This window comes from Enterococcus sp. AZ011 (genome assembly GCF_050548355.1).
Lineage (GTDB): Bacteria > Bacillota > Bacilli > Lactobacillales > Enterococcaceae > Enterococcus > Enterococcus faecalis.
Genome location: NZ_CP172959.1, coordinates 1,569,912 through 1,583,171 on the forward strand (window position 1 = coordinate 1,569,912; position 13,260 = coordinate 1,583,171).

Sequence of the window (13,260 nt, forward strand, 5' to 3'; positions counted from 1 at the left end):
AGACAAAAATCACTTTAGATTTTTGTCTCATACTCAAAATCTGAAAAACAGTTCTATCCCGACTTCTTCGTTTCTATTGTTTGGTTCTGGCAACAACTAACAAGTAACTGATTTTACGAAATCCATGACAATATTCATTATTGAGCATATTCAATCCTTCTGCTAATTTTCGTATAAGATAAATATTGATTGAATGTGTTGACACAACGAAAGGCCGTCCTATTCGCATATTGATCATAATAACGCTTGGTATACCACTGAAATTCTTTCGTCCAAGGTTTGACATGGCCAGTAAAGTGGATAATGGATGGTGCTCTTCTCGTTTCTTCATATTGTTTTTCTCCATAAATAGTTGGATGTTTTTTCGCTTTTGACAGAATATAACCTTGGGCGTTCCACTTAGGATGCAACAGGGTCCAACGGTCGTGTAAAACCGCATTCAATGCATCTTGATCATGGAAACGTAATTTATCTGGATTTTCTTCAATAAATCTTAAGACTTTAGTAGTTACATCTAAATTCAACCATTTTTTAACATCGATTAGCAACAAGCCTGAGTTAAAATAACACATAGATTCTGCAGGAATCGCCATTTTTTCCAAACGTTGATGGAACCCTGCATCTTCAACAGCGGCGATGATATTTTCACCTAAATCAACTGTCCATAATTTTGCGACATCATCTAAGGCAATCATGTCACAATCCATATACAACAGCCGTTCGATCTGGCTTCCTCTAAACAGCTCTGGAATAGCAATCCTGTAGTAAGCTGTTTTGGGAATTCGTTCACTGGTTACAACATTTTTGAAAAAATGGGGGTTGATTTTTAAAAATGTTAACTCTGCATTGATTTGGGTATGTTTAATCGTAAAATACAGTAGTTGCTTGCTTTCAAAATTGATATTGTCATCAATCACATAAAAATGAACAGCTGCCGCTGAAGGACTATTTTCTAAAATTGAAACAAACATAGCAGCAAGATGCGGTACAAAGTTGGTATTGCAACAGGAGACAATCGCTAATTCTTTTCTATTTTCCATTTCTTGCACCTACTTTCTTTAATTTGTTTAGATAAAGAGCTGTATAAGGATGATTTTCTAACGTATTCCAGGGTTTATCGTGTCCAGTAAAATGAATAATCGCTGGCTCTTGATTTCCCGCTGTATATAATTTTTGATAGGCTTCATTAGGCGCTTCATGACGATTAAAAACTAAAGACGTCTGCATATTCCATCTTGGTTCTAAAGCTAGCCAATCTTCATAAAGAACGGCGTTTAAAGCATCTTGGTCATGATAAACTATGCGGTCCCCATTTTCTTCTAGATACTGAATTGTTTTTTGCGTGATTGCTTTCTCGTTCCATCGGTCAATATCAATAATCATAACTCCTGAATTAAAATAATAATCGGAGGAATGGATGCCCAAACGTTTCAAGGCATATGCTTGACCAGGATCAATAACCGCGCCAATCGTTTGGTTCACTAATGGCGTATCATACAACTGGACAATATCATCTAAAACAAGCGTATCTGCATCTAAATAAAGAACCTTTTTATAGCTATATTTTTGTAAAAGTGACGGTAAAGAAATGCGTAAGTATGCGGTCGTTGTAATATGATCACTCACTAAAAAATTTTGATAGACTTCTTTGTCTGCTGTTAGAAATTCAACAGTCGCATTTTGTGAGTTACTACTAACCGTTTCTTGGAGTGCTTTTTTGCTAGATAGCGACAGCCCATCATCAATCACATAAAAATGAACAGGTCTCTCCGCATGACAATTTTCTAAAACAGTTGTCATCATTACATTCAAATAAGGAGCATAATTTTCGTCTGAAGCTGTCACAATTGGCACAATCTTCTGATTTTTTCTCATCAAAACCACTCTCCTCTTTTATTTTTATAGCTAAGTTCCTATTCAGAATAGGCCCTGAAAAACTTATCTGCAAATCATATGCTCATTATTTTATAATATAATTATAATAAAAATATATTTTATGGCTATAAAATAATTTTGTTTTCCGTTAACAACTATTAAAAAAACAACATTTCTCTTACTTTATCCTCAAAAATACTATTTATTTAATACTTGTTTTACTAATTTTTTTATCTAGAAATCCGCCTGTTGTATTTTCTGTTGATGGTAATTTTAAAATGTACAGCGAAACTTAATATAAATTCTAAACTGACTTCTTACTCAATAAAAGAGCGAAAGAGCCTGGGACAAAAATCACTTTGGATTTTTGTTCCAGGCTCAAAACCTGATAAATGGCGGGAACAGAACCAATTCCTTCGAAAATAAACGGTTCTGTCCTGACCTTCTTCACTTCATACAAGATCCTTTTTCCCTTACAAAAGTTATCCTTCTTAAATGATCTATGGCGTAGTCGGATAATTTTGGACTGTCGTTTGATTGCCATTTTGACTAAACAAGCTGGTTGACTGTGCATTTTTTTGTTTTTCTACTTCTAAGACTTTGTTTTTTTCAAAAGCCACATCATAGTTGTAGTCCTTTGGTTGCACTTCTTGGAATCCTTGTGGTTTATAAAAACGTAAAAGGTTTTCCTGATTTAATTTGTCAGATAAACTTAACGATTTTTTCACCCAATCGTTATCTTTCGTGACTTCTGCTTTTAAATCTGCTGGAACTTGGTCTAATTTTTTTCCTTGATTATTGTAGATTTCCCCACCTAGATAAGAAAATTGAGGCGTTACAAAATCGCCATTTCTAAAAGGAACCACTTGTTTATATTGAGGAGATAAAAGGTCCGTGCCAAAATGGATATAATTTTTATCATCGACACCTAAAAGATGGTACAGTGTCGGTAAAACGTCAATTTCTCCACCATATTCGTGCATGATTTTCCCTTGCGTATAGCCTGGCATGTAAAACATCAAAGGTACTCTTTGCAATTGCGCATTGTCATAGTTTGTCCACGTTTTTGGATCGCGGTTGAAGGCTTTACATAAGTCCTTGTTGTTTGCATCTGAAATACCGAAGTGATCACCATAAATAACAAAAATAGAATGATTGTATAAACTTGTTGTTTGCAAGTAATGGAAAAATTGTTCTAGCGATTGATCCAAATAGTGCGCTGTTCGAACATAATCATCCACAATCGAATTGCCTGTGTTCAATTTAGGAAACGGAAAGTTTTGGTCATCCGTATAATAAGGGGTATGATTGGTCACAGTTAAAAACTTCGCATAGAATGGCTGCTGTAAATGCTCAAGCTCACTAGCTGATTCACGCAACAATTGTTTATCTAAAATACCGTAACCTAGCATTTTGTCATCTTTTGAAAAATATGACCGATCAAAAAAGTATTGATATCCTAAGTTTTTATACACATGGTCTCGATTCCAAAAACTCCCCACATTTCCATGGAAAACAGCGGTTGTATAGCCTTTTTGTCCTAAAACAGCGGGAGCCGCTTCGAAAGTATTGTCTGATCCTAATTGTGTAAAAAGAGAGCCTTGCGGGAGCCCGAATGTTCCTGTTTCTAACATGTTCTCCGCATCACTCGTTTTTCCTTGCCCTACTTCATGAAAGAAATTATCAAAACTGATTGTCGCTTTGTTTTGATAGAGCTGATTTAAAAACGGTGTAACCTCTTGGCCTTGGACTTTCATATTAATCAAAAATTGTTGAAAACTTTCTAAATGAATCACAAATACATTTTTCCCTTTGGCAATCCCGGCATACTGCGGATTAAGCGGTAAATTGTTTTGCTTGGTAAATTTCATGATTTCAGGTAATTCGTTTGAACTAGCTTCTGCTCTTACCTCATTTGACATGGCTGTTTTGACACCATCGATGGCTGTGAATGCATCCAAGCCAAGATATTTTACAATATAATTACGATCAAAAATTCTTTGAAGCAATTGAGGACGATCGGTTTCGCTTAAAAATAAGTTAACCGAAAAGAGCGAGACACTTAAACAACTAATTGAGATCGCCAATCTTCTGTTGATAGGTTTAGTCATAAAGACTTGATGATTCCGTCGCTGTTTAAAAGAGTAAAATACCAAAACGAGCAGCACTAAAGTATCTAGCCAATAAAAGACATCGTGGACCCTCATTAAGGCAAGTAAATCACCAGAAATTCCTTCTGAAACTTTTGAAAAGCCAAAAACAGATTGGATGGTAATAAAGTCAGTGAATTCACGATAAAAAATAATATTCAAATATAAAATTAATGTATTTAAAACATTTAAAAGAGTTAAGCTAAGCATAAATGTTTTATGCTTTTTAAAATACAAACTAAAACCAAATAATAACAGCGTAGTAGCAACTGGATTGAACCATAAAATTTCTCGCTGGAGACTGCCCTTAACGCCCAATGAGAAATCTAGGTAATACGCCAGAATCGTTTTTGCCCAAAAGAGTAAAACAAAAAATAAAAAGAGTCCTAATCGGTTATTTATTTTTTTCATCTAAGTTTGTCTTCCTTTCCCTTCAAAAAAATCTTGATTTGTTAAAAATAAAACCTAACTCTGCGCAATGACTTTTTCGCTAGCGGAGAATTGGATAAATAACTTAAAAAGATAATCGCAATGGCGCAGCATCCAAATAAAAGCCATACGTTTGTAAAAGGTGTTCGAGTAAGCGAACTAGTAATAGGCTTTGTAATTAAAAGACTTGGTAGCGCAACACCTAAAGAATTGCCAATTTGCTTACATGCCACCGCAATGGCTGCTGCCGTTCCTGACTGAGAAAGTGGCATTCCTTCAATCGCTGTAATGGTAATCGGTGAATTTAACATCCCAAACCCAATGCCTAAAAAGATATAAATAACAAATAAAATAATCATAGGCGTTGTTTTAGTTACAAATAATTGTAAAAAGCTAACAGCCAACATTGAAATACCACAAAGCATAATAGGACGTTTCGTCCCTATTCTCCCTAACATTTCGCCGGCTCTCGGTGCAACAAGAAAACTAACAAAAGCCAAAGGAATGGTTGATAAGCCAGCTTCCAACGGGCTGAAGCCTCTCATCTCTTGCAAATATAGCGTGTTTAAAAATAAATAGCCGTTATATATGATAAAGCCAAAAATAGCTAAAAAAGAAGCCGATGTAAATGGAATAGATAAAAAGAAACGCGGGTTGATTAACGGATTGTCAATGTTATATTCATAAATAAAGAAAATGACAATGGCTAAACAGCCGATTATCCCAGTACTTAAAATATCTGGCGCGAAAAGCCCTTTTCTAGGTAGTCCGATAATGGAATAGATAGAACTAAATAGAAAAAGAATCATCAATGCTTGACCAACAAAATCATTTTTCGCCGTTTTCTCTACTTTTGACTCAGGTACAAACTTTTGTGTAAGGATAATTGCCGCAGCAATGATCGGTACATTTACAAAAAAGACATACCGCCAGCTAAAATAAGAAACAATTAGTCCGCCAATAATCGGGCCCATGCCTAAGGAAATCCCTGTAACAGAGCCCCACAAGCCAATTGCTTTCGCTCTTTCTAACTTTTCGGTAAATACCTGTGTAATAATAGACATTGCTACCGGATTTAACATAGAACCACCAATCCCTTGCAACATGCGAAACGCAATCAATTGCCCTGGGGTTTGCGAAATCCCACATAGGAAAGACGCTAAACCAAAACAGGCTAAGCCCAATTGAAGGACTCGTTTACGGCCAATTCGGTCTGCTGTAGACCCAGACAACAATAATAAGGATGCTACCATTAAAGTGTAGCCATCTGTTACCCACTGTAATGTAGACAGATTCGTGTGAAAATCACTTTGAATGGATGGTAACGCCACATTGACAACCGTAACATCCATGGTCACTACAAACAAACTCATGCAACAAGTATACAAAATAACTTTTTTTCTATCGATCATAAAAACAGTCCTTTCTAGCAACTACATAAAACAGGAAAAGCAACAATGACACTTAAACTTCTAACGACACAGTTATCGCAAGTACTCACGTATCAACAGTTCTTTATATTCCTTGCCATTTAGTTATTTTATACTTAAAAAAGTAAATCTTTAGATAGCCAAACTATACACCAGAACCCCTTTAAATTGAACCGTAATAGATACGATTTATCGATTCTTAAGTTATTAAATAATTGAACATTCCGTTCAGAAATATCGAACAGTCCCATAATTGAGCATCTCTTTTAAACAATGAACAACAAAAATAGCCTTATCCGCAGCAGAAGTAAATCTAAGCGAATAAAGCTATTTTGGGTAACTATTCCAAAGTAATTTTAATGGCTAAGTCTCTAGCAACTTTTGTAAAGTTGCCTTGATTTGACCAGGTTGGACAAAAACCGAACTGGAAACATTTCGGTATAAATAAAATTTTTGTTTTCGTTCAATCGGTAAAAAGAAGAGTTTAGAATCAATTTCCTGCAGTTGTTCTTTCCGAAGAGAGATCACCGCATAAACTCCTTTACTTTTTTCAATGAGACGAGTAAGCATCAACGTATCGTAGCAACAAACAAGCGGACTTGTTAATTGCAACATTTCTAGCACACTCTTGGTAGCTTCTAAATGATCTAAGTGATGAGGCAAAAATAGAAATGGATAGTTGGTCAAACAGGTGAAGCCTTCTTCCTCAATTTCTTGTTTAATTTCTCTTGAAACACAAAGATACATTTCTAGTTCAATTAATTGTTCTTTCTTTAAAACTGGACTATTCACATCTGCAGAAGTAATCACAAAATCCAACTCATGATTCTCCAATTTATTCAATAACTCAAACGATGAACCATGGTAACATTCCCAAAAACGATTCAGTTGATCCTCGTTTTCTGTCACTTTATACATCAAGGACGTATTTCCAAAACCTAAACGCATCACTGGATTCTCAATCATTTCATGCAAATTAAGTTTCATTTTCTTGGCCTCGTTTAAAATGATATATACAGATTGGACGATTTTATCACCATAGGAATTTAACGTCAAAGAATTCCCGTTACGGTCAAAAAGTAAATGGCCCAATTCACTTTCCAAATCTTTTAATGACGCACTTAAGGTTGATTTACTAACATGGAGTTCAGAGGCTGCTTTGGAAATACTATTATATTTTGCAATGGTATAAAAATATTCTAATTTTTCAATAGTCATCTTTTGTCATCCCTTTTATTCAAATTCATTTCCCCACGCAACCTGTTCAAAACACGCCTCACTCTTTATCAATAGCGTAGTTATTTTTGCTCTAATAAGCTATGTCCATCTTGTTATTTTTCTATAACTAATAGCAGATGGATATGAAAGTGCCTTTGGTAAAACTTTTTTTCGGAAATAGTACGAGCATTCGCAGTAAATTCAGCTTATCAAAAAAGGCGTCTAGCTTTTTCTATTTTACGCATATTTACTTAAGAAATTCCATTTCAATTCTTCTCTAAAAAAGGTAAGATGGACACAACAAATGTTTCAGTTTCCATGCCCATTTACTTTAAGGTTCAGCGTTATCTACTAAGTATGAAGAATGTCAAAGAAAGGTTAGGTACTCCCAATGAAAATCAACTATTTAGGTACGGGTGCAGCAGAACGGATTCCAGGAATTTTTTGTAATTGTAAATTATGTAAGTACGCTCGAGAGAAAAAAGGACGAGAAATTCGTACACAAACTCAATTAATTATTGATGATGTCCTGCTGATTGATTTTCCAGGGGATTCTTATTTACACCTGTTGCAGTACGACTTGTGTTTTGCAGACTTTGACTCTTTACTAATCTCTCATTGGCATTCCGATCATTTTTACGGCGAGGATTTGGCTTATCGAATGTCTGGTTATGCATTAGATATTCCCAATCGTTTAACTGTTTACGGAAATGAAGCAGTTAAGACGTTTTATCAGCGCGCCTTTGATTTAGAAGGTCGTCAAGACGATACCCGATTACATTATCAGGTTATTCAGCCCTACAAATGTTTTACTATTGCGAACTATACGATTTATCCCCTTCCTGCACAACATGGAAATTTCAGTGAAGATTGTTTTATTTTCGTTATAGACGATGGTAAAGATGCTTTTTTATCCACCCATGATACAGGTTACTTTACGTCAGAAATGTTTGAATATCTTGAAAAGAGCCACTTACTTCTTAGTATTGTTTCTTTAGATTGTACTAGTCAAACAAACGAAACTGGCAATAGTCATATGAATTGGGAAGAAAATTTAAAATTAATTGCAGAATTAAAAGAAAGAAAACTCGTCACAGATAAAACGATTTACGTTGCCAACCATTTTTCTCACAATGGCGGCTTGTCTTATGCGGAGATGGCGGCTTTATCTCAAAAGCATGAAATCATTACGAGTTATGATGGTTTAGAAATACTAACTTAATCGGATTATTTGCCTTCTTTTCAGCACTATTATATGCTTTTAACCGATAATTACAAGGTACTTTTATCGTAACTTACACTATCTTAAAAAACAAAAATACTCGAAATTTCCCGTGATTCTGGAAATTCCGAGTATTTTTATGGTTCTTTACGCTGCTGGCACAGCGGATAAACGTTTATTTTCTTCTTCATTCACTCGATTAACAATAAAGTTATAATTCACTTCATTTAGTCTTTGACCATGATTTCCTGTTTGCTTAATGCCACCATTGGAATGAACACCAACTACTTCAAACTGAGCATTATAGATTGGTGAACCAGATTGACCACCGGTTGTATCGATATCATAAAATAGTAATGGATTTTCTAAGTCTGTAAAGTTAGATGTAAACAAATTATTTTCATGAGACCATTGCGTGTGGTTTTTCTCACCTGGATAGCCTGATATTGTGACATGGGTATCTGAAGATTCAAACTTTTTCAAAACAAATGGCGTTAAAATTTCTCCCAACTCTGGGCCATCAGGACGATCGTTTTGTTTGCCGACAGTCACGACCGCAATATCCGCATTCGGGGAAAAAGCTACATCAATCACTTTGAATTTGCCAAATGGTGTCGCACTGCCATCTCGACCTGGATAAAACCAAGCATCATCTTTGGCATTCGGATTTAATACTTTGGCATTCTTAAAACTTTCAGCCACATGATTATTGGTGACAATTGTATTAGTTCCAACAACAAAGCCTGTTCCTAAAGAAATATAGCCTGGTTTACTGGCAGGGGAAATGATTCTTCCGATTGACGCAAAAGGCGCTTCGGTTGTATCTGCCACTTCTTGTCTTCTGTCCTCAGGGTCCAGTAACGATCTTTTTTGTCGTGAATGACTTTCGGCAGGAACGATATACTCTTCTGCATTTGCAGACAAGCTAAAACCGGCGATCAAAGTTACTAAAATCAGAAACAAAAAACCAGCACTAATTTTTCGTATGGAGAACTTTTTCATAAGATTATGCCACTCCTTATCCATTTTTATTTAATTGGGGAATTTTTTTTATTCATTGACTAGAACAGATTCACTTGGTTGGTTTACCTGAATGTCTTCTTTAGCTCCGATTCCAGCAGAGTTAAAGGCTGCTGACACCACTGAAGCTGCTTCATCGCCATATTGAACTTTTGCAGCAGCAAGCATCGCATCACGAGCATCACTGAATTGTGCTTTAGGTGTTAAGTAATTTACTAATGAGCTGTAGAAAATAGTCTGTGCTTTTTCAATGCCTAAGTTCTGGATAATGGTGTAACCAATCCGATTAATAATTCCACTATTATAATGAACACCGCCTTGATCATAATAAGGCGTTCCTTTATACCGTGCTCGATCGTCGTATTGAGCCATGGTTTCTGGTTGTCCGTGTTTACTTGGTGTTTGTAAATTTCGAATACCTGTTTTTCGGTCAACACTCTGAGTATCCGCACCAATTTCTGGATTAGATGCACCCGAAATAATATAACCCATCAAATCAGAATAAGATTCATTCAACGCACCTGATTGTCCTAAATATTCTAAACCGGCAGTATGTTCCGTCACACCATGTGTCATTTCATGACCAACTACATCTAAAGAGGAAGCATACGTTTTTCCTGTTGGTGTACTTGTTTCACCATAACGCATTGCTTTTCCATCCCAAAAAGCATTGTCATAAGCATCTGGATGTTGTTCATCAACAACTGACAAGATGGGCATCCCTCGATCATCAATACTGTGTCGTTGGAAATGATCTTCATAATATGTTTTCACAAATTTTCCATGTGTATAGGCGTCAACAGCATTCTGATTTAATGTCGCTAGTGATGGCGCTTGAATAATAGAATAATTATTTTTGCCATCAACTACTGCATGGTAAACCCCTGTGTTATCCGTTCCGTGTAAAGCAATTCCCGTATTGCTTTTTTCAACTGGTACATTAAACGTTACTTGAAAAGAGTTTTTTAACGTTACTTCACTACCGACATGTTCCGTTAAATCTTGTTTTTCCATAATTGTTCCATCTGTAGCGTTCACTTTATAAACCAATGATACGGGGTCACCAGTTGGTGAAGAAGTTACTCTGACTTTATAAAATAATTGCCCTTCATTATTTACACGTTTGTCAATAGCTAAAAAGACAATATCTTTAGTTTCTGGATTATCAGAAGCAATAATTTTTTTAACTCCTTCTTCACCGATTGCATCAACCGATTGAATTTTCACTACTTGATCAACTGGATTTCCTGTAACACTTGTTACTGCACCGTTTTTATCTAAATGAATAATCACATTATCTGAATCAACAGTAACGCCTTCCGTTTGCTTTTCTAACTTAAGATGCTTCATACCCCACGCATCTTCTTTTCGATCTACAACCGTATATTGTTCAGCAGCTGCCTCAGAAATTGCCTCCTTTTCCAACTTCGATAAAACTGTTGAAACTTCACTTTCTGAATAAACTTGTTCTTCTGCTGCTACAAAAAGTGAAGAAAATAGACATGAACTTCCAACAAAGATGCCTGTACCTAAAATGTATAAAATTTTATTTCCCTTCATCAAACAATTAACTCCTTCCCCAGTTTCCTTTTATTTCTTTTCCCAACAAAAGTATTGCTTTATCCTCCCTAATTTTTCCCGTTAAACGACCGCCCCTTTCCCTGCGTAAATATTTGTTGCTATTTTCATTATAGACAACTACCTAACCGGCACTATCTAAATTCCTTAATCAGCCGACATTTTTCCCTGTATTGCCCCTCATAACTCAATACCATAGCAAAAAAGTTGTTAACAAATTCATTCGTTAACAACTTTTTTACTGTTATGATTTTTTTCAATAATTAAATGTTGAGTAACCGATCCTTCATTGAAGGACGTTTGCAAGTCAAATTGATCTGAAAAATCAACAATTTCTTTTACATATAACAATCCCCAACCGTGCTCTTCTGGGTTACTTTTAGAACTAAATTTGGTTTTCTTCATAACCCTAAAATCAAATTCGGCTTGGACACTATTTGTTATCACAAACTCTTGTGTTTCATTTTTATTGAAAATTGAGATAGCGAACATTTTCAATTCTGATTTTGCACTGTTTTCAATCGCGTTATCTAATAGAATAGCCAACAAACGAATCACAACCACTAAGTCGATTGATGTATCGAGAATAAATACTTCTGGCACATCAACAATCACTTTTAGTTTTGCTTGCTTTGCGGTATTAATTTTCATACTTATGAGTGCCTTAAGTTCCATATTTTTCAAACGATTTAACTTCATAAGTTCAAATTCTTCATTATCAATAATTTTTTTGGTTGGTGCAATCGTTTCTTCATAAATTCTTTTGATTTCCAGAATATCTTCGTATGAAATAGCAATTTGTAAACTATACAATAAATTTTTATAATCATGACGAAACATCGCTAGCTCTTCGTTAATGGATTCTATTTTTTCAGTATAAATCGTTAAATTATTCAATAATTGAGTGTTGATACGTTGTTCTTCCAAATAAGCTTCAATGACTAAGCCAATCAGAATTAAAAATAAACCTACACTTATTAATAACTCCAATTTAGAACTATTTACCGTGACAAATCCTCGCATAAAGTCAGGTGAAATCTCTGGCGAAATCAAAAACACAAAAAGTAACAACAGAATCAACAATAAAAGTAAACAACCAAAAAAAATTCGACTATTTTCTAACACACGATTTAATCTTAAAAAAACACTATTGGGAATTTTTAAAGCAATCCAGATATTTATAAGCAACAGAAGAACATTTGAGGCAATCCATAATAATTTATTTTGATAAATCTGTTGAAAAAAAACACTTAAAATCGTTTGCTCCGTGTAATTGATAAACGAAACCATAAGCAATGTAAAAACGGATAAAAATATCGCTTTAAAAATTGAGAACCTCTTTTTGTGAATGAGTAAAAATCCTGTAAAAATAACGACTGTCAGCGCATAAATCAACCAAGAGTAGCCCAACATTAATGCCGCAAACGAACAAAGATTAATGACAATAAGCAATGAAAGTAACGGTATTTTACATTCAATCTTGATCAATGTTACTCGTAAAAAGACAAAAACGATAAAGCTAGATGCCAGCAAAACGTTAGTAGCTAATAACGACAAAATCATTTTTCAATATTCTTTTTAGGTTTTTCAGTTTGTCCCATCCATTGTCCAAATATATTGGGCGAATTTTGATTTAATCTAGGCTTAGTTCCCACACCATCACTGACTTTTGCAACTCTTTTTTCAATAACATTTTTAATTATTTTTTTACCAAATTTCATAAAAACACTTCCTTCAATTAAATTTTTTGTTACAGGGAGTATCATCAGACCTTGGATGACGAGACCGTAGAGTATTACTGAAGCAATCTTTTCTTTGACAAACAGACTACATAAAATAAGTAAACACACCCTTATAAGGCTTTGCTTTTTGAGCACGTTTAAATCAGATGGCTGAACAGGTTCAATTGCTGTTCCTTGTGGCGCATACCAATAAAATAATACGACTAAGAGGCAAATCAATAGAATTTTATAAATAAACGGTAAGCTCACAGAAGAATTTTTCAATACAAATGGTATGGCGACATAGATAACAATGCTTTCTAGACGACAGAGCCATTTAGTTTTTGCATGCCAGCCACCTGCGACAGGCCGTAAAAAAATCAGTACGACGTATACAATAAAGGTTTCGCTTAACGTCCCAAATAAAACTGATAAAATCAGAATCATCAGAAAATTAAATAAGCCAGAAAAATAAACGGTTAGATAATACTTTGTCCATTGTGTTTTTCCTGATTGATCTTCCTGATCCATATCCATAATATTTTTTAGAATCCAATCGATTAGCATATCGCCCTCCTCTTCAAGTATTGCACTAAATTATAACGAATATAGCGACT

At 35.0% G+C, this 13,260-nt stretch carries 10 protein-coding genes; 1 reads left to right on the plus strand and 9 read right to left on the minus strand.

Annotated features, from left to right (window positions below; all coding sequences use genetic code 11):
• Nucleotides 1-137 precede the first annotated feature (137 nt).
• From IGL36_RS07625 to IGL36_RS07645, 5 genes are all read right to left on the minus strand, one after another.
• Entirely contained in the window at nucleotides 138-1,040 is a 903-nt protein-coding gene (locus IGL36_RS07625) for a glycosyltransferase family 8 protein (protein ID WP_002382420.1), read from the minus strand.
• Nucleotides 1,030-1,875: a glycosyltransferase family 8 protein gene (locus IGL36_RS07630; RefSeq protein WP_002398375.1), complete on the minus strand. Its 846-nt coding sequence runs from the start codon at nucleotides 1,873-1,875 to the stop codon at nucleotides 1,030-1,032. The genes IGL36_RS07625 and IGL36_RS07630 overlap by 11 nt, the downstream gene beginning before the upstream one ends.
• A gap of 500 nt (nucleotides 1,876-2,375) precedes the next feature.
• Complete coding sequence (locus IGL36_RS07635) at nucleotides 2,376-4,436, minus strand: LTA synthase family protein (protein WP_002398377.1); 2,061 nt, start codon at nucleotides 4,434-4,436, stop codon at nucleotides 2,376-2,378.
• 41 nt (nucleotides 4,437-4,477) lie between these two features.
• On the minus strand, nucleotides 4,478-5,866 hold the full coding sequence (locus IGL36_RS07640) for an MFS transporter (protein ID WP_265342276.1): 1,389 nt from the start codon (nucleotides 5,864-5,866) through the stop codon (nucleotides 4,478-4,480).
• A 381-nt stretch (nucleotides 5,867-6,247) separates the two neighbouring features.
• Nucleotides 6,248-7,102, minus strand: a complete 855-nt coding sequence (locus IGL36_RS07645; RefSeq protein ID WP_002398379.1) for a LysR family transcriptional regulator — start codon at nucleotides 7,100-7,102, stop codon at nucleotides 6,248-6,250.
• A 391-nt stretch (nucleotides 7,103-7,493) separates the two neighbouring features.
• On the opposite strand from IGL36_RS07645, the gene IGL36_RS07650 reads away from it, so the two are divergent.
• A complete protein-coding gene (locus IGL36_RS07650) occupies nucleotides 7,494-8,324 on the plus strand; it encodes an MBL fold metallo-hydrolase (RefSeq protein ID WP_002369253.1) in 831 nt (276 codons plus the stop codon).
• Nucleotides 8,325-8,471: 147 nt separating this feature from the next.
• Here the strand turns inward: IGL36_RS07650 and sprE are convergent, their stop codons facing one another.
• The 4 genes from sprE to IGL36_RS07670 form a co-directional block, all read right to left on the minus strand.
• Nucleotides 8,472-9,326: a serine proteinase SprE gene (sprE, locus tag IGL36_RS07655; RefSeq protein WP_024041544.1), complete on the minus strand. Its 855-nt coding sequence runs from the start codon at nucleotides 9,324-9,326 to the stop codon at nucleotides 8,472-8,474.
• A gap of 48 nt (nucleotides 9,327-9,374) precedes the next feature.
• Nucleotides 9,375-10,907, minus strand: coding sequence for a M4 family metallopeptidase coccolysin (gelE, locus tag IGL36_RS07660; RefSeq protein ID WP_002371937.1), 1,533 nt, complete (start codon nucleotides 10,905-10,907; stop codon nucleotides 9,375-9,377).
• 234 nt (nucleotides 10,908-11,141) lie between these two features.
• The gene (fsrC, locus tag IGL36_RS07665) at nucleotides 11,142-12,485 is read right to left on the minus strand and encodes a sensor histidine kinase FsrC (RefSeq protein WP_002394531.1); all 1,344 of its coding nucleotides are present in this window, start codon (nucleotides 12,483-12,485) and stop codon (nucleotides 11,142-11,144) included.
• Entirely contained in the window at nucleotides 12,482-13,210 is a 729-nt protein-coding gene (locus IGL36_RS07670; RefSeq protein ID WP_002377181.1) for an accessory gene regulator AgrB, read from the minus strand. The genes fsrC and IGL36_RS07670 overlap by 4 nt, the downstream gene beginning before the upstream one ends.
• Between the last annotated feature and the right edge of the window lie 50 nt (nucleotides 13,211-13,260).